General features: G+C 71.1%; 20 protein-coding genes and 2 pseudogenes. 8 read left to right on the plus strand and 14 right to left on the minus strand.

Translation table 11 applies throughout. The features are described 5' to 3' along the window. Positions 1–97: 97 nt before the first annotated feature. Positions 98–994, minus strand: a complete 897-nt coding sequence (gene hslO / locus K311_RS0106450; RefSeq protein ID WP_026816635.1) for an Hsp33 family molecular chaperone HslO — start codon at positions 992–994, stop codon at positions 98–100. Positions 995–1,163: 169 nt separating this feature from the next. Between hslO and mtgA the strand changes: the two genes are divergently transcribed. The 3 genes from mtgA (at position 1,164) to K311_RS0106465 (ending at position 3,391) form a co-directional block, all read left to right on the plus strand. Further along, on the plus strand, positions 1,164–1,871 hold the full coding sequence (gene mtgA / locus K311_RS0106455; RefSeq protein WP_026816636.1) for a monofunctional biosynthetic peptidoglycan transglycosylase: 708 nt from the start codon (positions 1,164–1,166) through the stop codon (positions 1,869–1,871). 88 nt (positions 1,872–1,959) lie between these two features. Beyond that, positions 1,960–2,934, plus strand: coding sequence for a glycosyltransferase family 2 protein (locus tag K311_RS15735; protein WP_081683316.1), 975 nt, complete (start codon positions 1,960–1,962; stop codon positions 2,932–2,934). Positions 2,935–2,962: 28 nt separating this feature from the next. Then, positions 2,963–3,391 carry a CBS domain-containing protein gene (locus K311_RS0106465; protein ID WP_026816637.1) on the plus strand — a complete coding sequence of 143 codons (429 nt, stop codon included), beginning with the start codon at positions 2,963–2,965 and terminating at the stop codon, positions 3,389–3,391. A gap of 109 nt (positions 3,392–3,500) precedes the next feature. Here K311_RS0106465 and K311_RS15740 read toward each other — a convergent pair whose 3' ends face one another. The 6 genes and pseudogenes from K311_RS15740 to K311_RS15765 all read right to left on the minus strand — a co-directional run bounded on the left by K311_RS15740 (position 3,501) and on the right by K311_RS15765 (position 13,358). After that, complete coding sequence (locus K311_RS15740) at positions 3,501–4,022, minus strand: REP-associated tyrosine transposase (protein ID WP_051239621.1); 522 nt, start codon at positions 4,020–4,022, stop codon at positions 3,501–3,503. A 201-nt stretch (positions 4,023–4,223) separates the two neighbouring features. Beyond that, positions 4,224–5,816, minus strand: a pseudogene (locus K311_RS15745) (peptide chain release factor 3); the annotation flags it as partial. A gap of 155 nt (positions 5,817–5,971) precedes the next feature. Then, on the minus strand, positions 5,972–7,093 hold the full coding sequence (locus K311_RS15750; protein WP_051239623.1) for a phytase: 1,122 nt from the start codon (positions 7,091–7,093) through the stop codon (positions 5,972–5,974). A gap of 27 nt (positions 7,094–7,120) precedes the next feature. Beyond that, a complete protein-coding gene (locus K311_RS15755) occupies positions 7,121–7,813 on the minus strand; it encodes a M23 family metallopeptidase (protein ID WP_051239625.1) in 693 nt (230 codons plus the stop codon). A gap of 179 nt (positions 7,814–7,992) precedes the next feature. Continuing rightward, positions 7,993–10,188 (minus strand): putative bifunctional diguanylate cyclase/phosphodiesterase, encoded by a 2,196-nt coding sequence (locus tag K311_RS17575; protein WP_051239627.1) that lies wholly within the window; start codon positions 10,186–10,188, stop codon positions 7,993–7,995. Between the two features lie 116 nt (positions 10,189–10,304). After that, entirely contained in the window at positions 10,305–13,358 is a 3,054-nt protein-coding gene (locus K311_RS15765) for a ligand-binding sensor domain-containing diguanylate cyclase (protein WP_051239629.1), read from the minus strand. Positions 13,359–13,505: 147 nt separating this feature from the next. Between K311_RS15765 and K311_RS0106500 the strand changes: the two genes are divergently transcribed. After that, the gene (locus tag K311_RS0106500; protein ID WP_026816638.1) at positions 13,506–13,832 is read left to right on the plus strand and encodes a hypothetical protein; all 327 of its coding nucleotides are present in this window, start codon (positions 13,506–13,508) and stop codon (positions 13,830–13,832) included. Here K311_RS0106500 and K311_RS0106505 read toward each other — a convergent pair. Continuing rightward, entirely contained in the window at positions 13,813–15,195 is a 1,383-nt protein-coding gene (locus K311_RS0106505) for an L-serine ammonia-lyase (protein ID WP_026816639.1), read from the minus strand. The two genes, K311_RS0106500 and K311_RS0106505, sit on opposite strands and share 20 nt — an antisense overlap. A 162-nt stretch (positions 15,196–15,357) precedes the next feature. Here K311_RS0106505 and K311_RS0106510 point away from each other — a divergent pair, with 162 nt between their 5' ends. Beyond that, positions 15,358–15,582 carry a glutaredoxin family protein gene (locus tag K311_RS0106510; RefSeq protein WP_026816640.1) on the plus strand — a complete coding sequence of 75 codons (225 nt, stop codon included), beginning with the start codon at positions 15,358–15,360 and terminating at the stop codon, positions 15,580–15,582. 95 nt (positions 15,583–15,677) lie between these two features. Here K311_RS0106510 and K311_RS0106515 read toward each other — a convergent pair whose 3' ends face one another. Further along, a complete protein-coding gene (locus tag K311_RS0106515; RefSeq protein ID WP_026816641.1) occupies positions 15,678–16,226 on the minus strand; it encodes a YceI family protein in 549 nt (182 codons plus the stop codon). Positions 16,227–16,357: 131 nt separating this feature from the next. Further along, positions 16,358–16,900, minus strand: a pseudogene (locus K311_RS15770) (cytochrome b); the annotation flags it as partial. A 117-nt stretch (positions 16,901–17,017) separates the two neighbouring features. Between K311_RS15770 and K311_RS15775 the strand changes: the two are divergent. Continuing rightward, a complete protein-coding gene (locus K311_RS15775; protein ID WP_154659470.1) occupies positions 17,018–18,874 on the plus strand; it encodes an ATP-binding response regulator in 1,857 nt (618 codons plus the stop codon). Positions 18,875–18,901: 27 nt separating this feature from the next. Here K311_RS15775 and hemE read toward each other — a convergent pair whose 3' ends face one another. The 4 genes from hemE to K311_RS0106545 form a co-directional block, all read right to left on the minus strand. Further along, a complete protein-coding gene (gene hemE / locus K311_RS0106530) occupies positions 18,902–19,984 on the minus strand; it encodes a uroporphyrinogen decarboxylase (protein ID WP_026816642.1) in 1,083 nt (360 codons plus the stop codon). Beyond that, a complete protein-coding gene (locus K311_RS0106535) occupies positions 19,978–20,229 on the minus strand; it encodes a WGR domain-containing protein (protein ID WP_026816643.1) in 252 nt (83 codons plus the stop codon). The genes hemE and K311_RS0106535 overlap by 7 nt, the downstream gene beginning before the upstream one ends. Before the next feature lie 87 nt (positions 20,230–20,316). Beyond that, complete coding sequence (gene aroB, locus K311_RS0106540; RefSeq protein ID WP_026816644.1) at positions 20,317–21,381, minus strand: 3-dehydroquinate synthase; 1,065 nt, start codon at positions 21,379–21,381, stop codon at positions 20,317–20,319. After that, on the minus strand, positions 21,378–21,917 hold the full coding sequence (locus K311_RS0106545; protein ID WP_026816645.1) for a shikimate kinase: 540 nt from the start codon (positions 21,915–21,917) through the stop codon (positions 21,378–21,380). The genes aroB and K311_RS0106545 overlap by 4 nt, the downstream gene beginning before the upstream one ends. A gap of 317 nt (positions 21,918–22,234) precedes the next feature. On the opposite strand from K311_RS0106545, the gene pdxH reads away from it, so the two are divergent. Further along, entirely contained in the window at positions 22,235–22,870 is a 636-nt protein-coding gene (gene pdxH / locus K311_RS0106550; protein WP_051239635.1) for a pyridoxamine 5'-phosphate oxidase, read from the plus strand. Then, complete coding sequence (locus tag K311_RS0106555; RefSeq protein WP_043798105.1) at positions 22,843–23,685, plus strand: ABC transporter substrate-binding protein; 843 nt, start codon at positions 22,843–22,845, stop codon at positions 23,683–23,685. The genes pdxH and K311_RS0106555 overlap by 28 nt, the downstream gene beginning before the upstream one ends. The last annotated feature ends 141 nt before the right edge of the window (positions 23,686–23,826 follow it).

Consider the following 23,826-nt stretch of genomic DNA (forward strand, 5'->3'; position numbering starts at 1 on the left):
TTGGGCCGTCGTTGGAACCTGGACCGGGCCGGAAGTTCCCTTCCGGGCTGGCCGATTTTACAGGAATTTAACCCTTTCTGCCCGCTTGTAAAGCGCCCTACTGCAAGGTCCCGCTGCCCGGGGCCGTGGGGCCCTGCCGGAACAGCGCCTCGACCTGGTCGGCCCCGAACCGGTAGCCCTGGCCGCAGAAGTCGCAGTGCACCTCGACCTGGTCGCCGGCCAGGGCCGCGCGGACCTCCTCCTCGCCGAGGCTGCGCAGCATGTCCGCCACCCGCTCCCGCGAGCAGGAGCAGGCGAAGGCCAGCGACCGGCGCTCGAGGACCTTGACACCCTCGTCGTGAAAAAGGCGCCACAGCAGGGTCTCGGCCGGGGTGTCGGCCAGCTCCCGGGCGCCGAGGGTGGCGAATAGCGCCTCGCAGCGGTTCCAGCCGTCGGCGTCGCCATGGCCGCCGGGCAGCTGCTGCAGCAGCAGGCCGGCGACGCGCTCGCCGGCGGGGGCCAGCAGCAGCCGGGTCGGCAGTTGTTCGGACTGGCGGAAATAGCCCTCGAAGGCCTCGGCGAGGCTGTCTGCGTCCAGCCCGACCAGCCCCTGGTAACGGGTGGGGTCGGTGCTGCCCGGCGGATTGCTCTCGATGGTGATCGCCAGTAGCGAGCCCTCGCCGAAGGCGCGCGGGGTCAGCGGCTCCGGCAGCGGTTCCTCGTAATGGGCGATGCCGCGCAGGGTGCCGGCGGCGGTGCATTCGGCGAACAGCGTGCGCAGGGCGCCGGTGCCGCGCAGCTGCACGCTGAGCCGGCCGTCGACCTTCACGTGGCCGGCGAACAGCCCGGCGGCGGCGCAGGTTTCGCCGAGGCGGTCGGCGACGGCGGCCGGGTAGCCGCGGCGGCCGGCGATCTGGTGCCAGGTCGCGTCCAGGTGCACGAGCACGCCGCGTACGCCGGGGCGTTCGAGCAGGAAGCGGGTGAGGGTGTCGGCGTCGGGATGGGGCGGGGTCATTGGCGGCATTTTAGCGCGGGGACGGGTGAAGCCCGGGTTCGGCGCGACGGTTTCCCGCTTCGATGGGTCGAGTTCGTAGTTCGTACGAGGTAGTAGTTAGGAGAGCGAGTGGAGTGGGGCGCCGCTCTGCTTTACTACCTACTACCTCGTACGAACTACGAACTCGGCCTTGAAAGCGAGAAAGCGCTCCCGCTGGAAGAAGCTGCTCTGGCTGCCGGTCTGGCTCGCCGCGTTCAGCGTCCTGCAGGTGCTGGCGCTGCGCTGGATCGATCCGCCGACGAGCAGCTTCATGCTGATCCGCCAGGTCGATGCCTGGCGCGCCGGCGAGGAGGGCTTCGCGCTGCGCCAGCAGTGGCGTGACCTCGAGGCGATCTCGCCGCACCTGCCGATCTCGGTGGTCGCCGCCGAGGACCAGAAGTTCCCGCAGCACCACGGCTTCGACCTCGACGCGATGCGTGCCGCCCACGCCGGCAATGCCCGCGGCGGACGGATCCGCGGTGCCAGCACGATCACCCAGCAGGTCGCCAAGAACCTGTTCCTGTGGAGCGGCGGCGGTTATGTGCGCAAGGGCATCGAGGCCTGGTACACGCTGCTGATCGAACTGCTGTGGCCGAAGCAGCGCATCCTCGAGGTCTACGTGAACATCGCCGAATTCGGCGACGGCGTGTACGGCGCCGAGGCGGCGGCGCAGGCCTTCTTCCGCAAGCCGGCCAGCGCGTTGACCGCCGCCGAGGCCGCGCGCCTGGCGGCCGTGCTGCCGGCACCGCGGCGCTGGAGCGCCGCGAACCCCGGGCCTTATGTGCAGCGGCGGGCGGCGTGGATCCAGCGGCAGGTGCGGCAGCTCGGCGGGCCGGCCTATCTGGAAGGCAGTTCGTAGTTCGTACGAGCTACGAGGTAGGGGAAGATAGGGGCACGCTCCACTGGCTCGTACCTCGTACGAACTACGAACTCAGGAAGGGAAGAGAGTGAATCCGCGCCAGTCCCTCACCATCGTGGTGGCCGCTTACGACGAAGCCGCGTCGCTGCCGCTGCTGCACCCGCGGCTGCAGGCGGCGCTCGACGCGATGCCGGATGTCGACGGGCGGGTGCTCTACGTCGACGACGGCAGCCGCGACGGCACCTGGGAGGTGATGCGCGGCCTCGCCGCTGCCGATCCGCGGGTGTCGCTGCTGCGGCTGGCACGCAATTTCGGCAAGGAACTGGCGCTCACGGCCGGTCTCGACCGGGTGGAAAGCGATGCGGCGGTGGTGATCGACGCCGACGGCCAGGAGCCGCCGGAGCTGATCCCGCAGATGGTCGCGCGCTGGCGCGAGGGTTACGACGTCGTCTATGGCCGCCGCAGCCTTCGCCGTGGCGAGGGCTGGTTCAAGCGCTTCACCTCGGCGGCCTTCTACCGGGTGATGGAGAAGCTGTCGCCGACGCCGATCCCGCGCGACACCGGCGACTTCCGCCTGATCGCGCGGCCGGTGCTCGATGCGCTGCGCGGCGTGCGCGAGCGGCAGCGTTTCATGAAGGGCCTGTTCGCCTGGGTCGGCTTCCGCCAGATCGCTTTCGACTACGAGGCCGGCGCGCGCCTCGCCGGCCGCAGCAAGTTCGATTTCTGGCGGCTGTGGAACCTGGCGATCGAGGGCATCACCAGCTTCTCGACGGTGCCGCTGCGGGTGGCGACCTATGTCGGCGTGCTGACCGCGCTGCTGGCCTTCATCTGGGGCGTCACGATCATCGTGCGCACCCTGGCCTGGGGCAATCCGGTGCAGGGCTGGGCGTCGACGATGACGGTGATCCTGTTCCTCGGCGGCGTGCAGCTGATGGCGCTCGGGGTGATCGGCGAATACCTCGGCAGGCTGTATCTCGAGGCGAAGCAGCGGCCGCTGTATCTCGTGGCCGACGCGGTGCCGGCGGCCGCCGACCCTCCCGGCGACCCGCCCGCGGGACTATGATCGACCCAGGTCGACGGAGGGCATGGATATGCGCAACGTGAACCAGATCCTCGCGGGAAAGCCGGGACGGCTCGTGACGGTGCCGACGGAGGCGCCGGTGCTCGAAGTGGTCCGCCTGATGGCCGAGCACCACATCGGCTCGGTGCTGGTGATGCAGGGCGACGCCCTGGCCGGCATCGCCACCGAACGCGACTACGCGCGCAAGGTGATCCTGCAGGGCCGCTCCTCGTCCGACACCCCGGTCAGCCTGATCATGTCCAGCCCGGTACTCACCGTCGGCCTGCACGACACCGCGCAGACCTGCATGGCGCTGATGACCGAACGCCGCATCCGCCACCTGCCGGTGCTCGATGCCGGTCGCCTCGTCGGCATGGTCTCGATCGGCGACCTCGTGAAGGCGGTGATCGAGGACCAGCAGCAGGAGATCGCGCAGCTCCAGCAGTACATCGCCGGCTGACCCTCCCCCTTCTCGTAGGAGCGGCTTCAGCCGCGATGCTCTTGTAGGAGCGGCTTCAGCCGCGATGCTCTTCTTTCCATCGGCAAAGCCATCGCGCCTGAAGGCGCTCCTACGGGCCAGCGCCGAGCATTCCGCGATCGAGCGAATCCAGCCAGCCGGGCGCATCCGCCCAGCGGCAGTTCCAGAACGGATACTCGCCGAGCTCCTGCACCAGCCCGGCCCGCACCGGGTTCTGCAGCATGTAGCGCAGCGCATCGACCAGGTTCAGGTGCGCGCGCGCCGCGCGGTCGTGGAAGCCACGCTGCCAGAGTGGTCGCTTCCGGCCGAAGCGGCAGTTGAACTCGAAGGCCGTTCGCCCTTTCACCCGCCCGATCACATCCGACAGCGGGCGCTCGTCGGGCCGAATCAGGGCGTGCACGTGGTCAGGCATCAGGATCCAGGCGTCCACCGTCGCGCCCGGCCAGCAGGCGACGTCATCCAGAAGCCGCGCCATCCAGCAGCCGGGCTCGAAGTCCGCGAAGACCCGCTCCCGGTTCGTGGTGACCCAGGTGACGAAGCAGGGCCGCTGCGGTTCGGAGAAGCGGCCGCGGCGCAGGGCCGAGGTACCGGGGCCGGGTGGGTAGCTGAGCATGGCTCAGCTTTGCCGGTGTGGGTGCCTGCCGCCTATCGGAAGTCTGCCCGGAGTGCCGTAGGTAGGAGCGGCTTCAGCCGCGATGATTTTGATTCCGGGGTGAGAGCATCGCGCCTGAAGGCGCTCTTACAGGACAGCATCGCGCCTGAAGGCGCTCCTACAGAAGGGCATCGCGCCTGAAGGCGCTCCTACAGGGGGGGGGCGGGTGTGGGCGTGTTCGCGGGTGGCGGCGAATTCGAGTTCCGGCCAGCGTTCGATGGTGAGCTGGAGGTTGACGCGCGACGGCGCCAGGTAGACCAGCTCGCCGGCCGCGTCGACCGCGAGGTTCATCGCCGCCTTCTCGCGGAACTCCTCGAGCTTCTTCGGCGTGCCGCCGCGGATCCAGCGCGCGGTGGCGACGGTGACCGGTTCGAAACTCGCGTCGACGCCGTACTCGTCCTTCAGCCGGTAGGCGACGACGTCGAACTGCAGCGTGCCGACCGCGCCGAGGATCAGGTCGTTCGACATCAGCGGCCGGAAGAACTGCGTCGCGCCTTCCTCGCTGAGCTGCGCCAGGCCCTTCTGCAACTGCTTGAGCTTCAGCGGATCGCGCAGGCGCGCGCGGCGGAACAGTTCCGGCGCGAAGTTCGGGATGCCGGTGAACGACAGCGCCTCGCCGGCGGTGAACGTGTCGCCGATCGAGATCGTGCCGTGGTTGTGCAGGCCGATCACGTCGCCCGGGTACGCCGTCTCGACGATCTCGCGGTCGCTGGCCATGAAGGTCAGCGCGTTCGCGAGCTTCTGCTCCTTGCCGCTGCGCACGTGGAAGGCCTTCATGCCGGCCTCGTAGTGGCCCGAGCACACGCGCAGGAAGGCGACGCGGTCGCGGTGCTGCGGGTCCATGTTCGCCTGGATCTTGAACACGAAGCCGGAGAACGTCTCCTCCTCCGGCGACACCGTGCGCGAAGTGGTCGCGCGCGCCTGCGGCGACGGCGCATGTTCGACGAAGAAGTCGAGCAGCGGCTGCACGCCGAAGTTGTTCACCGCCGAGCCGAAGAACACCGGCGTCTGCCTGCCCGCCAGGTAATCCTCGAGCGAGAACGGATGCGAGGCGCCCTGCACCAGCTCGAGCTCGTCGCGCAGCGCGGCCAGCATCTCGGCGCCGATGCGCGCCTCGATCCCCGGCGCATCCAGCGACGGAAAGATCGTCGAATCCTGGCGGGTGTGGTTGCGGCCCGGCTCCCACAGGTGCACTTCGCCGGTCAGCAGGTGCACGACGCCCTTCAGGCGCTGGCCCATGCCGATCGGCCAGGTGATCGGCGCGCACTGGATGCCGAGCACGGTCTCGACCTCGTCGAGCAGATCGATCGGGTCCTTGCCCTCGCGGTCGAGCTTGTTGATGAACGTCATGATCGGCGTGTCGCGCAGCCGGCAGACCTCCATCAGCTTGATCGTGCGCTCCTCGACGCCCTTGGCGACGTCGATGACCATCAGCGCCGAGTCGACCGCGGTGAGCACGCGGTAGGTGTCCTCGCCGAAGTCGGCGTGGCCGGGGGTGTCGAGCAGGTTGACGATGCGGCCCTCGTAGGGGAACTGCATCACCGACGACGTCACCGAGATGCCGCGCTCCTTCTCCATCGCCATCCAGTCCGAGGTGGCGTGGCGGGCGGCCTTGCGGCCCTTCACCGAGCCGGCCATCTGGATCGCGCCGCCGAACAGCAGCAGCTTCTCGGTCAGCGTGGTCTTGCCGGCGTCGGGGTGCGAGATGATCGCGAACGTCCGGCGGCGCCGGGTCTCGGTCAGGTGGTCGGGCATGGGGGCGGGGCCGCGCACGCGGCCAGGTCGGGTCCGGAAAACCGCGGATTATACCGGGCGGCGGTGGACGGGGCTTTCAGGGTCTTCGCCGCGGACACGCTCTCCGCGTTCCAGATCCGGGCGAATCCGCTCTGATCCGTTGTTGAACCGCGCTGTCAGCGGCCTGGGACAGCGGCGTAGTCGCAGGTGAGGGGCAGGGAGAGGGCCGCGGCGATGTCGCGCCAGGCGAAGGCGGCGACGCCCTCGTCGTTGTGGGCGGCGTAGAGCACGCCTTCGGGGAAGGCGCGGGTTCCGGCCGCCTGCAGCCAGATGCCGTCGGTCATCGCCGCGTGGTCCCCGGCGAAACTGCCGACCAGGCGCAGGTCGCGGCGCTCGAAGACGCGGAACACCGTGCGGTCGGCGAACTGGTCGGTGGCGATCCAGTAGCCGCTGCCGTCGGGACAGGCCCACAGCGCCACGCCCTCGGCCTGCGCCTGGAAGTGGTCGCGCGGCACGTCGTGGCCGCTGTAGCGGCCATCCATGCGGTATTCGCGCAGGGTGGTGCCGACCCGCACGTCTTCCTCGGCGATCAGCAGGCGGTCGTGCGGCGGATCGCCGGCGATCGACTCGACCATCCGCAGCGCCCCCTTCTCGGTGGTGTCGCCGAAGCGCTGCACCAGGCGCGCCTGCGGCGCCGCACCGTCGAGGCGCACGTGGTAGCGCTTCACCCGCTCGGCGAGCTGGCGCATCGGCGGCAGCGTCTCGGTGCGGAAGTCGGCCATGAAGCTGTCGGTGACCAGCACCTCGAGCGTGCCCGGCGCCAGCTCGTGCAGCCACAGGCCGTAGGGGCTCTTCAGTTCGCGCTCGCCGAACACCGCCAGCGGCGCGAAGTCGGGCAGCGCCAGCACCTGCACGCGGTGATTGTCGCGTTCGACGACGAACACCAGATCGGCGAACACCGCGATGCCGTTCGGCCGGTCGAAACGCCCGGGCGCGGTGCCCGGCCCGCCGACGGTGCGCAGCAACGCGCCGTCATCGCCGTCGTACACCACCAGGCTGTCGCTCTCCTTGCCGGTGGCGATCAGCCAGGTGTCGCCATCCGGCGTGCGCCAGGCGGCGACCGAATCGATCTCGTGGCCGGGCAGCGGCGCCGTCAGGAAGACCTCGGCGACCCGCGTCGCCGCCGCCGCGTGGTGCGGCTCCAGCCGGTTCGACCAGGAACCGGACAGGTCGGGGCGGGGCGGGGTGCCGGCGCAGGCGGCGAGGAACAGGGCGAGGAGGGGGAGGGCGCGGCGCATGCCGTGATTATGGAACAGCGGGACCCCTTACCTCCTGTCCAGCCTCAGCAGGCCCTGCGGCCCGATCATCCGGAACGGCACCGACTCCAGGCGCATGCCGACGTTGACCTGCACCGCGAAATGCAGGTGCGGGCCGCTGGAGAAGCCGGTGTTGCCGGTATAGCCGAGCACCTGGCCGAGCGTGACCTGCTGGCCCGGGCGCACGGTGACGCCGTTCTCGCGCAGGTGCGCGTACAGCGCCATGCTGCCGTCGTCGTGCAGCACGCGGACGAAGTTCGCGCGGCTGCGCAGCGAGGGGTCGACGCCGCCTTCGGAATGGCCGGCGCGGGTCTGCACGACGACGCCGGCGCGCGCCGCGAACACCGGCGTGCCCTCGGGCACGATCAGGTCGACGGCATAGCGGTTGCCGGGGTCGTCGTGGCTGAAGCCGCCGTGGAAGCCCTGGCCGAGCTCGACCCGCGACTCCTCGACCGGCAGCGAATAGACGACGTCGCGGGCGACCCGGTAGGGCTCGCCGGGAACCGCGCGCAGCTCGAGCCGCGGCGCACCGGCGCTCACCGGCACCTGCAGCAGGGTCAGCGACCGGTGCGCCGGCACCACCGCGCGTACCGGCAGCGGCTGGTCGCCGGCGGCGGTGCCGGTCAGCTCGACCTCGACCGGACCGGCACTGCGGTTCACCGCCGTCACCAGCAGCCGGTCGCCGCGGCGCAGCGTCTGCATTTCGGCGGTCTGCGCGCTGGCCGCGCCGGCTGCGAGCAGCGCCGCCGCCCCGCCCCCCTGTAGGAGCGCCTTCAGGCGCGAAAAGCATCGCGGCTGAAGCCGCTCCCACAGAGATCGCGGCTGAAGCCGCTCCAACAGGGGGAAGCATCGCGGCTGAAGCCGCTCCCACGGAAAGCGGGTCATGCGGCGGCCTCGTCGCGGCGGACGCCGAAGTAGTCGTCGATCGGCGTCGGCCGGTCGAACACGTAGCCCTGCGCGTAATCGACGCCGAGCGCCAGCAGGGCCTGCCGTTCGCGCTCGGTCTCGGTGCGTTCGGCGATGCTCTTCTTGTCGAGCACGTGGGCGATCTCGTTGATCGAGCGCACCACCGCCAGCGCCAGCGGCGACGAATCCATGTCGCGCACGAAGCTGCCGTCGATCTTGAAGTAGTCGACGTCGAGCGCGCGCAGGTAGTTGAACGAACAGAAGCCCGTGCCGAAGTCGTCGAGCGCGAAACGGCAGCCGAGCGCGCGCAGCTGGTTGATGAAGCGCTGCGCGCGCGCCAGGTCGCGCACGGCGCTGGTCTCGGTCAGCTCGAAGCACAGGCGGTCCGGCGGGAACGCGGTGCGGCGCAGGCGGTCGGTCAGGAAGCCGAGGAAGCCCTCGTCGCCGATCGCCTCGCCGCACAGGTTCACGCTGCACACCGCCACCGATGCCGCTTCCTTCGGATGCCGTTCGAGCCAGTCGAGCGTGCGCAGCACCACCTCGCGATCGATGCGGTTGCCGAGGTGGAAGCGCTCGGCGGCCGGCATGAACATGCCCGGCATCATCAGCTCGCCGCTGCGCGGGTCGCGCAGGCGCAGCAGGATCTCGAAATGGCGGCCGCCGTTGGCCTCCGGCCGCAGTGGCGCGATGCTCTGGCAGTACAGCTCCAGCGCGTCGTCCTCGAGCGCCTCACGGATGCGCACCACCCAGCGCATCGCCGCGGTACGGTCGAGCAGTTCGCCGCCGTCGACGCTGGCCAGGCACACCCGGTTGCCGCCCTGTTCCTTCGCGGTGAAGCAGGCCGCGTCGGCCTGCGAAAGCAGCTGGGCGAAATCGCCCTGGCCGGGCTGGAAGGCGATCAGGCCGGCGCTGGCGGTCGTCGCCAGCATCTGCCGGTCCCAGCCGCAGCGGTAGCCCTCGATCGCCCGCAGCATCGTGCGCAGGCGGTCCTCGGCGACCATCGCCGTGCAGTTGCGCAGCAGCAGCGCGAACTCGTCGCCGCCGGTGCGCGCCAGCAGGTCGTCGGGATGCCTGTGCGCCTGCAGCACCCCGGCGACGCCGCGGATCACCGCGTCGCCGGCGACGTGGCTGGCGGTGTCGTTGATCAGCTTGAAGTGGTCGAGGTCGACGTAGGCCAGGGCCATCGGCGCGGTCGTGCCGGCGACGTCGCGGCGCACCAGGTCCTCGAAGGCATTGCGGTTGTACAGGCCGGTCAACGGGTCGATCGTCGCGCGCTGGGTCAGCCGTTCGGCGGTGACCCGCTGCTGGTGCATCGCGAACGCCAGCATCATCGGCAGGGACGACACCACGATCAGGAAGGCGAGCAGGTTCAGGCCGTCACGCGCCTGCGTCGGCGCCGGATAGCCGGCGAGGCCGAAGCCGGCCATGCCGGCGATCAGCAGCATCGTCACCGCGATCGCCAGGCCGGTGTGCATCGGGCTGAAGCGGATCGCGCTCCAGACCAGCACGCCGAGCGGCAGCGCCACCAGGCCGAGCGCATAGGGGCCGCCGAGGCTGCCGCCCCAGGCCATCAGCAGGAAGCTGGCGACCAGCGCCACGTTCCACAGCAGCTTCTCGGATTCCGGGCCGTAAGCGCTGCCTTCCGGCGGCTGCAGCCGCGGATGGCCGCGGCCGAGCGCGAGCATCACCGCCGGCGCGACGCTGGTGACGCCGAGCAGGTCGCCGAGCAGCCAGCGGAAGGCCGATGCCGGCACCTGCGGCATCGTGATGATGCCGGCCTGCTGCATGCCGAAGGTGCCGACGCCGGCGCTGACCAGTGCCATCGCCAGGCCGCCCGCGAGTGCGCGCAGTCCGAAGCGCACCGTCAGCGGATCGGTGACCGGCCCGCGCAGCACCAGCCACGCGCCGACGAGCACGCCGACGAAGTTGCTCGTCAGCGACCAGAACAGGAAGGCCGGTGGTACCGGATCGAACAGCAGGTGCACCAGCAGGCCGCCGAGCGGCACGAACCAGGCCCAGCGCAGGCCGTAGCGCACGACGCCGGCGAGGGCGACGCCGGAGGCCGGCCAGAACAGCGCGACCTGTCCCGGCCCGTCGATCAGCAGGGTCGAGTAGCCGCCACCGGCGACGTACAGCGCGACCAGCACGACGAAGACCGCGGCCCGGCGCATGCCCACCCCCTTTACCCCGACCCCAGCATACCCGCCGAGGGCAGGGTGGGCACCCCGGGAAGCGGGTAGGGGAGCCGAGAAAGACTGTAGGAGCGGCTTCAGCCGCGATCCCAACCTCAACGCCGCCCCGGCCGCGACGTGACCAGCTCCACTCGCCCCGCCACCACCAAGCCCGCCACATCCCCGCCCAGCGCCTGCATCAGCTGCGCCGCATCGGCACCGGCGGGAAAGCGGAACGCCGCCCAGCCGTCGCGGCCGTTCGCCTTGACGTGGTAGAGCGCGCGGTCGGCGACTTCGACCCACTGCTCCCAGCCGGGCGTGCCGCGGCTGTCGCGCAGGGTCGGTACCTCGACCAGGCCGACCGAGCAGGTCAGGTGCAGCGGCTCGGCGCCGCCGATGTCGAAGCGGTGGCCGGCGACGGCGGCGCGCAGGCGCTCGCCGATCACCGGCAGGTGCTGCGGCGGCAGCGGCCGGAACACCAGCAGGAATTCCTCGCCGCCCCAGCGCGCGACGTAGTCGCCACCACGCACCTGCTGGTTCAGCAGCTGCGCGACCTGCTGCAGCACGCGGTCGCCGGCGGCGTGGCCGTGGCGGTCGTTGATGGCCTTGAAGTGGTCGATGTCCAGCAGCGCGAACACCATCACCTCGTCGCGCGCGCCGGGGCGCAGCGCCTCGCGCGAGTAGAAGGCGAGGTCGGCCGGAATCTGGCTGGCGAGGTAGCGGCGGTTGCGCAGGCCGGTCAGCGGATCGCTCTGGCTGGCGTCCTCGAGCCGGTGGTTGACGGCTTCCAGCGCATCGGTGCGCTGCCGCACCAGCTGCTCCAGCGCCGCCCGCTGCCGGCGGTGCGCGCCGAGCTGCTGGCGCCAGCCGGCGTAGAGCACGGTCAGCACCAGCGCCACGATCAGCCCCTGGAACAGCCGCGTTTCGTGGAAATACGGCTGCACGGTGAAGCCGAGCTGGGCCGCGGCGGGGCTCCACAGGCCGGCGTTGTTGGCGCCGATCGCCTCGAACACGTAGTCGCCGGGGGGCAGGTTCGTGTAGTTCACCGTGCGCCGGTTGATGTCGTCGAGCGTGCGCCAGTCGGCGTCGTAGCCGACCAGCCGGTAGCGCAGGTCGGTGCTGCCGGGGTCCTGGAAACTGAGCACGGTGAATTCGAAGCTGAGGTCGCGCTCGCCCTGTTCGAGGGTCCAGTCGGCGCTCGGATCGGCATCGCGCCACTGCTCGCCGACGCGCACGCGCTCGATCAGGGTGCGCGGCGCCACCGGGTTCCTGACGATGCCGGCGGTCGCCATCGCCACCAGGCCGTCGCGGGTCGGCAGCCACAGCTGGCCGCGGTCGAAGAAGCCCTTGGCATTGCCGGCGCCGTTGCAGCAGAAACCCTTCTGGCCCCCGTGGCGGTCGCCGCGTTCGTTGAGCACCATCTCGCCGGCGACGCGCTCGGCCTGGCCGGCGGCGACCGCGGTGAGGTCGGCGATCGGCACCCGGAAGATGCCGCGCATGCCGGCGACCCACAGGTAGTCGAGGTCGTCGGTGATGAAGAAGGCCGAATTCACCGGCAGGCCCTGTTCGCTGCCGAAGCCGGTCCAGCGCTCGCCGTCGAACAGGAAGATCTCCTCGCTCAGCGCCCCGATCACCAGGCGGCCGTCGGGCAGTTCGTGGATCGAGGTGACGTCGAGGTCGGGGCGCAGGCCGCTGTCGGTGCCGAGCGGCTGCAACTGCTCGCCGACGATTTCGTAGAGGCCGGTCTGGGTGCCCAGCAGCAGCCGCCCGGCGCGGGTCTGGTAGAGCAGGCGCGTGCGCGGGTCGCGCAGGCCTTCGGCGGCGCCGAACCCGCGCAGGCCGTCGCGGGTCAGCCGGTACAGGCCGCTGTTGGTCGCCAGCCACAGGGCACCGGCGCGGTCGCGCAGCATGCCGTTGATCTGCGCGGCGCGCAGCGGTGCGAGCTCCGGTGGCGCCTCCAGCGCGCGGCCGTTCCAGCGCACGACGCCGAGGCGGGTACCGATCCAGACGTGGTCGGCCTCGGGCAGCAGCGTGTAGGCGTTCGGGTGCGGCAGGTCCTCGCCACGCACGATCATCTCGAAGCGGCCGTTGCGCAGTTCGGCGAGGCCGTCGTTGGTGCCGACCCAGATGCGGCCGTCGCCGCCGCGCGCGACCGACCACAGGATCGGGTCCGCGAGGCCCTCGTGCTCGCTGTAGCGGCGGGTCCAGCCGTTCCAGACGCGGTTCAGGCCCTGCCAGTGGCTGCCGAACCAGAGGTTGCCCTCGCGGTCCTCGAACACCGCGCGCACCGCCGACACCTGGCGGTCGCCGCTGATCACCTCGCGCACGCGTCCGGCGCGCAGCCGCACCACGTCGCGCACCAGACCGACCCAGAGGTTGCCGTCGCGGTCCGCGTACAGCGCCTCGATCGGCGATTCCGACAGCGGCGCGCCGCCTTCATGGCGCGACCAGCGGGTGCCGTCGCGGAAGAACAGGCCGGCGCTGGTACCGGCCCAGACCCGGCCCTGGGTCTCGAGCAGGTGGGTCACGACGGTGTCGTCGTCGCCTTCCGGCAACGGCAGCACGTGCACCTGGCCGTCGGCGATGCGGAACACGCGGCCGCGGCTGCCCACCCAGAGCTCGTCGCCGCGCGCCATCAGCGAGCTGGCCGGCAACGGCAGCGGATGCGCGAGTTCGAGCGCGTCGTCGCGGATGCGCCAGACACCGTCCGGCGCGGCCACCATGATCTCGCCGGAAGGCATCGCCTGCAGGTCGCTGGTGTCGAGCAGCCGGTCCGGGTCGCCGTCGCGCAGCGGCACCGCGTGGAAGCCCCGGCTGTCGTGCACCGAGACGCCGCGGTAGGTGGCGATCCACAGCCGGTTGTCGTCGTCGGCATGCAGATCGTGGATCCAGATGCCGCGCAGCCCCGGTGCATTGTCCGGGTTGTGGACGACGAAGCGGATGCCGTCGAAACGCGCGAGCCCGGCCTGGGTGCCGACCCACAGGTAGCCCTGCCGGTCCTGCGCCAGCGACAGCGCCGAGATCTGCGGCAGCCCCTGTTCGATCGACCAGTTGTTGCGGACGTAGTGGTGGAAGGCCTTGTCCGGGTCCAGCGCCTGTGCCGCCGGGGCCAGCGCCAGCAGGAAGGACAGCAGCATGAGCGACAGGCGGGGCGTCGCGGTGCGGCGCATGGCGGACACGTCCCAGGTCGACGATGGCACGACTATCGGATGACGCGGCAACGCAGGCAAGCGGAAAGGCGGCCAGCAACTCGCGTCACATGCCGGGCCGTGGATGCGTCAAGACGATCCCGCGCTTTCGCAACCACAGGAGTCGACATGACACGACACGCAACCCGCAAGCACGCCATCGCGGCGACCGCCGGTACGCTGGCCCTCGCTTTCGCCCTGCCGGCGGCGGCGATCGACCCGTCGTACAGCGGGTCCTGGTACAACCCCCCGGAATCGGGCAGCGGCTTCAACCTCGAGATCTTCTCCCGCGACCGCGCGATCCTCTACTGGTACACCTACGACGACGCCGGCGAGCCGGTGTGGCTGTACTCCGAAGGCGTGATCGAGGGCGATCGAGATCATCGCCCGCGCCAACGAGGGTGGCACGCGGATGCTGCTGCGGCGCGAGTGAGCCTCAGCACTCGATCACGTTGACGGCGAGGCCGCCGCGGCTGGTTTCCTTGTACTTGTCCTGCATGTCGCGGCCGGTGTCGCGCATGGTCTTGATGACCTTGTCCAGCGACACCTTGTGGCTGCCGTCGCCGCGCAGCGCCATGCGCGAAGCGTTGATCGCCTTCACCGCGCCCATCGCATTGCGTTCGATGCAGGGGATCTGCACGAGGCCGCCGATCGGGTCGCAGGTCAGGCCGAGGTTGTGCTCCATGCCGATCTCGGCCGCGTTCTCGATCTGCGCCGGGCTGCCGCCGAGCGCGGCGGTGAGCCCGGCGGCGGCCATCGAGCAGGCGACGCCGACCTCGCCCTGGCAGCCGACCTCGGCGCCGCTGATCGAGGCGTTCTCCTTGTAGAGGATGCCGATCGCGGCGGCGGTGAGCAGGAAGTCGAACACGCCTTTCTCGTTCGCACCCGGGCAGAAGCGGTCGTAGTAGTGCAGCACCGACGGGATGATGCCGGCGGCGCCGTTGGTCGGCGCGGTGACGACGCGGCCGCCGGCGGCGTTCTCCTCGTTCACCGCCAGTGCGTACAGGTTCACCCAGTCGAGCGTCGTCAGCGGATCGCGCATCGCCGCCTCGGGCTTGGACGACAGTTCGGCGTACAGTGCCGGTGCGCGGCGGGCGACACGCAGGCCGCCGGGTAGGGTGCCGGCCTCGCGGATGCCGCGGCGCACGCAGTCCTGCATCGCCTGCCAGATCTCGCGCAGGCCCTCGGCGACCTGCTCCGGCGACCGCCAGGCCTGCTCGTTGGCGAGCATCATGCCGGCGATCGTCAGGCCGCTCTCGCGGGCCCGCGCCAGCAGTTCATCGCCGGAGCGGAAGGGGAAGGGGAGTTCGGTGGTGTCGGCGACGATGCGGTCTTCCGCCGCCTCGTCCTGGTTCACCACGAAGCCACCGCCGACGCTGTAGTAATCGCGGGTCGCGATCACCGCACCCTCGGCGTCGTAGGCGATGAAGCGCATGCCGTTGGTGTGGAAGGGCAGTTTCTGCCGCTTGTTCATGATCAGGTCGTGCTTCTCGTCGAAGCCGATCTCGTGGTGGCCGAGCAGGCGGATGCGCTTCGTGCCGCGGATGCGTTCCAGCGCCGCCGGGATCAGGTCGGGATCGATCTGGTTCGGCCAGTGGCCCTCGAGGCCCATCAGCACCGCCTTGTCGGTGCCGTGGCCGCGGCCGGTCAGCGCCAGCGAGCCGAACACCTCGGCGCGCACGCGCGCGGTGCGGGCGAGATTGCCCTTCTCCTCGAGCCAGTGCGCGACGAAGCGCGCCGCTGCCCGCATCGGCCCCACCGTATGCGAGGACGAGGGCCCGATGCCGATCTTGAACAGGTCGAAGGTGCTGACAGCCATGGCCGGGGGTTCCGTGCGAGGACCCGCATTCTACCCCCGCCCCCCTGTAGGAGCGGCTTCAGCCGCGATGCTCCCCCCCTCGCAGTTCGTAGTTCGTACGAGGTACGAGGTAGTGAAGCCGTTAGAGTGTGCCGCCAGGACCTCGAACGCCGAACGCCGACCATGCCGGTTCTCATCCAGAAGGACGACTGCGAACTCTGCGACCGCGCCTGGGACGTGCTGGCCGCCGCCGGCGTGCCTGATTTCGATTCGCTGTGGATCGACGGCGATCCCGGGCTCGAGGCCGCCTACGGCGAACGCGTGCCGGTGCTGCGGCGCGACGACGGCGCTGAGCTCGGCTGGCCGTTCGGGGCGGGCGAGGTGCGCGACTTCCTGAAGGGCGAGTAACGAGTGGAGAGCAACGAGCAACGAGTGAAAGCCCGCGCTTCGCGCGAGGTGTCAGTCAGCGCGCGCACTACTCGTTACTCGTTACTCTCCACTCGTTACTCGCTTTCGAGCGTGAGCCGCGTCACCACCCGCACCTCGTCCGGCAGCAAGCCCGTATCCGCCCATTCGCCGCCGCCGACGCCGAACTGCAGGCGGGCGACGGTGGCTTCGCCGCTCAGCACCGGCGCCGCGCCGGCGGTCCAGGTGAAGCGCAGCGGTACCGGCTTGCTGACACCGCGCAGCATGAGCGTGCCCGCGGCGATGAATCCGGCACCGTCGGCGCGGCAGGACGTCGCCGTCCAGCGTGCGCGCGGGTGCTCGCTGGTGGCGAAGAACTCGGCTTCCTGCAGCATGCCGGCCGCGTCGTCCATGTCGACGACGACCGCCTGCAGCGGGATGTCGACCTCGAAGCGGCAGTCCTGCGGCGCCGCCGGATCGAAACCGATGCGGGCGCTGAAGCCGGGGAAGCGGCCATGGATCTCCTCGCCCTGGTAGCGGGCGGTGAAGCCGAGCGTGGAGGCGGCGCCGGCGCTCCAGTCGGCGGCGTCGGCGCTCGGCACGAAGACCGCGGCAGCGAGGGCGAGGACATTGCGCAGCAGGGACATCAGCGGTCTCCGGAATAGGTGTCGGCATTCGGCGGGTCGGCGAAGTCGTCGTCGCTGGCGACCGGCGCTGCCGCCGGCGCCGTCGCGACGGGCGCGGCCGGTGGCTTCGCCGTCTTCGGTTCGCCGCACCACGGCAGCATCCGCACCAGCGTGCGGTCGCGGTCGAAATAATGATGCTTGAGCGCGGCGAAGGCATGCACGGTCACCACCACCGCCAGGGCGATGAACAGCCATTCGTGCATGTCGTGGGCGAACCCGCGGATGCCGGCATCGCGTCCGCTGAGCTTCGGCAGCGAGAACACCCCGAACCACTGCAGCGGGAAACCGGAGGCCGAGTTGTACAGCCAGCCGCTGAGCGGCATCGCCAGCAGGATCGCGTAGAGGGCGCCGTGGCTGGCGCTGGCCAGCCAGCGCTGCCAGCGCGGCATGCCGGGCGCCGGCGCCGGCGTGCCGGCGACCAGGCGCCAGAGCAGGCGCAGCACGGTCAATCCGAGCACGGTCAGGCCCAAGCTCTTGTGCAGCGCGTAGATCTCGACCTTGTAGGGGCGGTTCGGCAGCTCCTGCATCAGGAAGCCGACCGCGCACAGGCCGAGCACCGCCAGCACCACCAGCCAGTGCAGGGAGATGCTGACCCAGCCCCAGGAATCGTCGCGGTTGCGGAACACGTGCGGCATCGTCGGTGACCTCGTCGTTCGCGCCGGCATCGGCGGTCGCTGCGTTCGCGAGCGGTTTTCCTACTGCCCTCGCGCACGCCGGTCCGTAGTCTAGGCGCAGGCAGCAGGGATGCGGGGATGGCCATGGCCGGTGACGGCAGCGGCGGACGCGTGGCGGACGGGGGCCTGCAGGCTTGCGGGACGCGTCGCGGCGCGCTCGCGGCGCTGTTCGCGGCGCTGCTGGCGCTCGCCTGCGCGGACGTCGCGGCAACGCAGCGTGTCGCCGGTGTCGCCGGCATCCCCGGTGTCGCCGTGACCGCGGCGCCGGCCACCGGGGTGCCGCCACCGCTGCCCTCGCCGGGCCTGGTCGAAGCCCTCGAGATCGAACGCGACGGCGTGCGCCTCGCGCTGCCGCTCGACCGCCGCTACCTGCACCTGCGCCGCGGCGACCACGACCTGCACCTGCGCCTGCGCCCACCGCCGGCGCCGCTGGCCTGGCGCTGGCGCCTGCAACTGGTCGGTGTCGACGACGACTGGCGCGAACTGCGCTGGCCGGCGGAGATGCGCTGGCCGCGGCTGCCGCCGGGTCCGAATGCCCTGCGCATCGGCGTCGACCGTGGCGACGGCTGGGAACTCGCCGAGGAGCGCCTGCTGCTGGTCGACTCGCCGTGGTGGCAGACCCGCGGCGTGCTGCTGGTGATCGGCGCACTGATGCTCGCCGGCGTCGCCGGTGCCGCGGTCTACGACCACGGTCGCCGCCGGCGCGCCGCCGAATGGCAGCGCAGCCAGGCGCGGCGCGAGGAGGCGGAGCGGCAGTCGGAGGCGAAGACGCGTTTCCTGGCGACCCTCGGGCACGAGCTGCGGACCCCGCTCACCGGCGTGCTCGGCATGGCCGAGCTGCTACAGGGCGGGGAACTGAACCCGGCGCAGCGGCTGCAGGTCGAGGCGATCGGCCATGCCGGCCGGCACCTGTTGCGGCTGGTCAACGACGCCCTCGACCTCGCCCGCATCGAGGCAGGGCGGCTGCAGATCGAACAGCGGCCGTTCGCGCTGTGGCCGCTGCTGCAGGAGGTGAGCGCGCTGCTGCAGCCGATGGCCGAGGCCAAGGGCCTGCAGTTCGGCCTCGCCTGCAGCCCGCAGACGCCGGAAGCCCTGAGCGGCGACCCGACCCGGATCCGGCAGATCCTGTTCAACCTCGGCCACAACGCGATCAAGTTCTGCCGCCGCGGCCAGGTGACGATCCAGGTCGAACCGCTGTGGCCGCAGGGCCTGCACCTGATCGTGCAGGACGACGGCCCCGGGCTGGACAGCGAGCAGCAGTCGCGCCTGTTCCGGCGCTTCGAGGCCGGCGGCAGCGGCGGCAGCGGTTCCGGACTCGGGCTGGCGATCTCGCGCGAGCTGGCCGTGGCGATGGGCGGCCGCATCGAAGTGCACAGCGCGCCGGGGCAGGGCGCGCGGTTCGAAGTGGAACTGCCGCTGCCCGGCACCGATGCGCCGTTGCCGGCGCCGCCGCCGGAAGTCGCGAACCTGCCGGCCGCGGGCCGCCGCCTGCTGCTGGTCGAGGACGATCCGCTGGTCGGTGAGGTCATCGCCGGCCTGCTGCGCAGCCGCGGCCACACCGTCGTGCACGCCGCGCACGCGCTGTCGGCGCTGGCCGAACTCGATTGCGCCGCCTACGACCTGGCGATCGTCGACCTCGACCTGCCCGGCATCGACGGCCTGCAGCTCGCCGGCCTGATCCAGGGCCGCTGGTCGCTGCCGCTGCTGGCCCTGACCGCCCGCGCCGACGCCGACGCCGAGCCCCAGGCCCGCGCCGCCGGCATGGCCGCCTTCGTGCGCAAGCCGGTGAGCGGCGAGGAACTCGACCAGCTCATCACCGCGCTGCTCGAGGGGGAGGGGGTGGGAGAAACGAGGAACGAGGAACGAGGAACGATGGGTAGGAGCGGCTTCAGCCGCGATCCCTACCCCCACGCGCGCGGAACGCGCGGGCCCTGATTGGTTCCTCGTTCCTCGCTTCTCGCTTCAGGCCGCCGGCGTCGCCCCCACCTCGTGCACGGCCTCGACCAGCACCCGCACATGCTCCGGGTCCATCGACGGCGCCATGCCGTGGCCGAGGTTGAACACGTGGCCGGCGCGGGAGCCGCCGTTGGCGGCGGCGTAGTCGTCGAGGGCGCGGCGGGCTTCGGCGCGGATCGCGTCCGGGTTCGCGTAGAGCGTGGACGGGTCGAGATTGCCCTGCAGGGCGACGCGGCCGCCGGTACGCCGGCGGGCGTCGCCGAGCGACACCGTCCAGTCGACGCCGATCGCTTCGGCGCCGGTCGCCGCCAGTTCTTCCAGGTATGGGCCGTTGCCCTTGCCGAACAGGATCAGCGGCGCGGCGTCGGCGCCTTCGCCCCGCGGCAGTTCGGCGGCGATGCGCTGCAGGTAGCGCAGCGAGAATTCGCGGTACAGGTGCGGCGCCAGCATGCCGCCCCAGGTGTCGAAGACCTGCATCGCCTGGGCGCCGGCCTGGCGCTGGGCGTCGAGGTAGGCGATCACCGCGTCGGTGACCACGCCGAGCAGGCGGTGCAGGGACGCGGGGTCTTCGATCGCCAGCGCCTTCACGCGGGCGAAGTCGTCGCTGCCGCCGCCTTCGATCATGTAGCAGGCCAGCGTCCACGGGCTGCCGGAGAACCCGATCAGCGGCACCTGGCCGTCGAGCTCGCGGCGGATCAGGCTGACCGCGTCGGTGACGTAGCGCAGCTTCGTGCCGATGTCCGGCACCGAGAGCTTGGCGATGTCGGCGGCGCTGCGCACCGGGCGCTCGAACTTCGGGCCCTCACCTTCGGCGAAATACAGGCCGAGGCCCATCGCGTCGGGGATGGTCAGGATGTCGGAGAACAGGATCGCGGCGTCGAGCGGGAAGCGGCGCAGCGGCTGCAGGGTGACCTCGCAGGCCAGCTCCGGATTGGTCGCCAGGCCCATGAAGCTGCCCGCTTGGGCGCGGGTGGCGCGGTATTCCGGCAGGTAACGCCCGGCCTGGCGCATCAGCCACACCGGCGTGGTGTCGACGGGCTCGCGGCGCAGCGCGCGCAGGAAACGGTCGTTCTTCAAGCTGCTCAAGATCCGCTGACTCCCTGGGTGAACATGACCTGGAAGCCCTTGCGCACCTGCGCGTCGCGGGCCTTCTCGAATGCCGCCAGGGCGGCGTCGCGCTCCAGGTACTGCTCACGGCGCAGCTGCGCCTTGCCGCCGATCTGGCCGGTTTCGCGCAGCAGGGTCCAGCCGCCGAGCAGGTCCTGCTGGAGCACCAGCTGGACATACTTCGGCGCTTCGCCGGACATCGGACGTTGTTGCATGAGCAGGCGCATGGGCGCGCATTCTAAACGCTGTCCGAAGTGTGCCGGGCACGGTTAATCGAAATTAACGGTGCGCGGCACAGTTATCCCGCCGCCTGGTCACCCGGGAATAACTGTCTCTGACACCGTTACGGTGACGGCGCGGCCGACGCCGTGCCAGAGGATCAGCCGCAGCCGGCCGGAGACGGCCTTCTTGTCGAGTTGCATCCGCGCCGCCAGCGCCTCCCGCGACAGCCCGGCCGGCAACTCCACCGGCAGGCGGAAGCGGGCGAGCAGGGCCGCCAGCCGATCGGCATCCGTCGCCGGCGCCATTCCCCGCGCTGCCGACAGCCGCGCCGCCATCACCATCCCGACCGCCACCGCCTCACCGTGCAGCAGGCCGCCGTAGCCCTGCTCGGTCTCGATCGCATGCCCGAAGGTGTGGCCGAAGTTCAGCAGCATCCGCTCGCCCTGCTCCGTCTCGTCGCGGGCGACGATGCCGGCTTTGTGCGCGCAGCTGATCGCGATCGCCTCCGCCAGCGCCGCCGGATCGCGGGCGAGCAGGGCCTCGGCGTTCACCTCCAGCCAGGCGAAGAAGGCGGGATCGGCGATCGCGCCGTACTTGACGACTTCCGCCAGCCCGGCCGACAGCTCGCGATCGGGCAGGCTGTCCAGGGTCGCGGTATCGGCCAGCACCGCCGCCGGCTGGTGGAAGGCGCCGACGAGGTTCTTGCCCTGCGGCAGGTCGACCGCGGTCTTGCCACCGACCGCGGAATCGACCATCGCCAACAGGGTCGTCGGCAGCTGCACGAAGCGCACGCCGCGCATCCAGCTGGCCGCCGCGAAGCCGGCCAGGTCGCCGACCACGCCGCCGCCGAGCGCGATCACGGTGGCGTCTCGACTGGCACCGAGCGCCGCCAGCGCCGTCATCACCTCGCCGAAGCGGACGAGCGTCTTCTCCTGTTCACCGGCCGGCAGCACCAGGGTCCCGAGCGTGCGCCCGGCCAGCGCCGCCTCGACCTTCGCCAGGTAGCGCGGCGCGACATTGCGGTCGCTGAGCACGAACGCATGCCGCCCCGGCACCAGCGCCGCCAGCGCGCCGGCATCGTCGAGCAGGCCGCGGCCGATCGTGATCGGGTAGCTGCGGGCGCCGAGGGCGACGTGCAGCTGGCGGTGCGCCGTCATGCCGCCTCCGGGCGCCGCCAGAGCGCGGCGACCCGCGCCGCCAGCTGCTCGGCCGCGCAGCCGACGCCGAGCGACCCCGGCGTGAATTCCAGATCGGCGACTTCCCGGTACAGCGGCCCGCGCGCTTCCGCCAGCGCTTCCAGCCGCGCCCGCCGGTCCGGCACGGCCAGCAACGGCCGCGTGCGGTCGCGGCAGAGCCGCTCGAGCTGCTCGTCGACGCTGGCCGGCAGGTGCACGACGAAGGCGCGTTCACGCATCAGCCGCCGGTTCGCCGCCGCCAGCACCGCGCCGCCGCCGGTCGCCAGCAACTGCCCTTCGCCCTGCAACAGGTTCGCCAGCAGCGCCGATTCGCGGGTGCGGAAACCGGCCTCGCCCTCGCATTCGAAGATCACCGGCACGCTGGCGCCGGTCGCGGCCTCCAGCTGCTGGTCGCAGTCGACGAAGACCAGGCCGAGCCTGGCGGCGACGCGTTTGCCGATGGACGTCTTGCCGGCGCCCATCGGGCCGACGAGGACGAGGTTGGGCGCGGGATTCATGCACGTGGATCGTAGCATCCGGTCATTCGGTCCCGGGACTTCGACGCTGCCTGGGCGCTCGCGGCAGGATCACCGCCAAGCTACTTCCCGTTCGCGGACGAACCGCCGGCGCTGCGATCGACGCGCGCCGACGAGTACCGCCGGTGCCCCGCACGGTCTCCGATCACACCGCCGGCGGCTCGTCCGCAATCAGGAAGGAGCGCCGCCGGCGTCGCCGTTTCGCGCGCCGGATCGGCCTGTTCCGGAGTGGCGACGTAGCGGCCCTCCCGGCGACACCCGCAACCAACAACTGGAGCAGGCCGAGCCGGAGCGCGACAATGGCCGCCCCACCGACGGCGGCGAAGCAAGTGACCAGCGAATCGAAAGACCTGTATGCCGAAGCCCTGGCGACGTTCTCGTCGCTGCTCGCCGAAGCCACCGCCGCCGGCGATCCCGAATCCACCGCGATGACCGTCGCCACCGCCGACCCCGACGGCCGCCCGCATGCACGCACCGTGCTGCTGAAGGCGCACGACGAACGCGGTTTCGTCTTCTACACCAACTTCGACAGCGCCAAGGGCCGCCAGCTCACGACGAACCCGCAGGCGGCGCTGCTGTTCCACTGGAAGACCCTGCGCGACGGCGTGCAGGTGCGCATCGAGGGCACCGTGGAGCCGGTGTCGCTGGCCGAGGCCGATGCCTATTTCGCGACCCGGCCGCGGGTGAGCCAGCTCGGCGCCTGGGCTTCGCTGCAGTCGCAGACGCTGCCGAAACGCTCGGTGCTCGACGCCCGCGTCAGCGCCTACGAGAAGGAATTCGCCGACGGCCCGGTGCCGCGGCCGCCGCACTGGTCGGGCTTCCGCGTCGTGCCGGAGCTGATCGAGTTCTGGTACGGCGCCCGCTTCCGCCTGCACGACCGCGACGTCTACGAACGCATCGACGGCGCCTGGACGCTGCGGCAGCTGTTCCCGTGAGCACGCCGGCGCGCCACGGTCCGCGCCGCATCGTCTGCCTGGTCGAGGAGCCGACCGAGGTCCTGTACGCGCTCGGCGAACAGGAGCGCATCGTCGGCATCAGCGGCTTCACCGTCCGCCCGCCGCGTGCGCGCCGGGAGAAACCGAAGGTCAGCGCCTTCACCAGCGCGAAGATCGACGCGATCCTGGCCCTGAAACCGGATTTCGCGATCGGCTTCAGCGACATCCAGGCCGATATCGCCGCCGAACTCGTGCGCCGCGGCGTCGAGGTGTGGATCGCCAACCACCGCAGCGTCGGGGAGATCCTCGACTACGTGCGCCGGCTCGGTGCGCTGGTCGGTTGTGCCGCAAAGGCCGAGGCTTATGCCGGGGAGCTGCAGCGGGGTATCGACAGGATTGCCGGACAGGCGGCGTTGCTTCCGCGGCGACCCAGGGTCTACTTCGAGGAATGGGACGAGCCACGCATCAGCGGCATCCGCTGGGTCGCCGAACTGGTGCGCATCGCCGGCGGCGACGACATCTTCCCGGAACTCGCCGCCGAGCCGCTGGCCAAGCAGCGCATCCTCGCCGACGACGACGAGATCATCCGCCGCGCCCCCGACATCGTCTTCGGCTCCTGGTGCGGCAAGAAATTCCAGCCCGCCCGCGTCGCCGCGCGCCCCGGCTGGCAGAACGTGCCGGCGGTGCGCGACGGCGAACTGCACGAGATCAAGTCGCCGATCATCCTGCAGCCCGGCCCCGCCGCCCTCACCGACGGCCTCCGCGCGCTCCACACCCACATCGCCCGCTGGGCCCGAACGACCCCGGACAGCTGAATCCTCGCTGCGGACGGACAAGGCTTTTTCGACATCGGATCAAAGCCGATCCTCCCGGATTTTTCCGCAGCCTCCGGATGTCCACGGGCCTCGCGGCGAAGCCCCGCCGGAATACGACCGCCTGCGCGCGATTGATCGGCG

The sequence above is a fragment of the Arenimonas composti TR7-09 = DSM 18010 genome, assembly GCF_000426365.1.
GTDB lineage: Bacteria > Pseudomonadota > Gammaproteobacteria > Xanthomonadales > Xanthomonadaceae > Arenimonas > Arenimonas composti.

Bases quoted from the DNA above. Each gene is read 5' to 3' on its own strand.
- K311_RS15740 (WP_051239621.1), bottom strand. From the start codon at position 4,022: ATGCTCAGCTACCCACCCGGCCCCGGTACCTCGGCCCTGCGCCGCGGC.
- K311_RS15765 (WP_051239629.1), bottom strand. From the start codon at position 13,358: ATGCGCCGCACCGCGACGCCCCGCCTGTCGCTCATGCTGCTGTCCTTC.
- K311_RS17575 (WP_051239627.1), bottom strand. From the start codon at position 10,188: ATGCGCCGGGCCGCGGTCTTCGTCGTGCTGGTCGCGCTGTACGTCGCC.
- aroB (WP_026816644.1), bottom strand. From the start codon at position 21,381: ATGACGGCGCACCGCCAGCTGCACGTCGCCCTCGGCGCCCGCAGCTAC.
- K311_RS0106545 (WP_026816645.1), bottom strand. From the start codon at position 21,917: ATGAATCCCGCGCCCAACCTCGTCCTCGTCGGCCCGATGGGCGCCGGC.
- K311_RS0106500 (WP_026816638.1), top strand. From the start codon at position 13,506: ATGACACGACACGCAACCCGCAAGCACGCCATCGCGGCGACCGCCGGT.
- K311_RS0106465 (WP_026816637.1), top strand. From the start codon at position 2,963: ATGCGCAACGTGAACCAGATCCTCGCGGGAAAGCCGGGACGGCTCGTG.
- K311_RS15775 (WP_154659470.1), top strand. From the start codon at position 17,018: ATGGCCATGGCCGGTGACGGCAGCGGCGGACGCGTGGCGGACGGGGGC.
- K311_RS0106535 (WP_026816643.1), bottom strand. From the start codon at position 20,229: ATGCGCCTGCTCATGCAACAACGTCCGATGTCCGGCGAAGCGCCGAAG.
- pdxH (WP_051239635.1), top strand. From the start codon at position 22,235: ATGGCCGCCCCACCGACGGCGGCGAAGCAAGTGACCAGCGAATCGAAA.
- K311_RS0106510 (WP_026816640.1), top strand. From the start codon at position 15,358: ATGCCGGTTCTCATCCAGAAGGACGACTGCGAACTCTGCGACCGCGCC.
- hslO (WP_026816635.1), bottom strand. From the start codon at position 994: ATGACCCCGCCCCATCCCGACGCCGACACCCTCACCCGCTTCCTGCTC.
- K311_RS15750 (WP_051239623.1), bottom strand. From the start codon at position 7,093: ATGCGCCGCGCCCTCCCCCTCCTCGCCCTGTTCCTCGCCGCCTGCGCC.
- K311_RS0106505 (WP_026816639.1), bottom strand. From the start codon at position 15,195: ATGGCTGTCAGCACCTTCGACCTGTTCAAGATCGGCATCGGGCCCTCG.
- K311_RS15755 (WP_051239625.1), bottom strand. From the start codon at position 7,813: ATGCAGACGCTGCGCCGCGGCGACCGGCTGCTGGTGACGGCGGTGAAC.
- K311_RS0106515 (WP_026816641.1), bottom strand. From the start codon at position 16,226: ATGTCCCTGCTGCGCAATGTCCTCGCCCTCGCTGCCGCGGTCTTCGTG.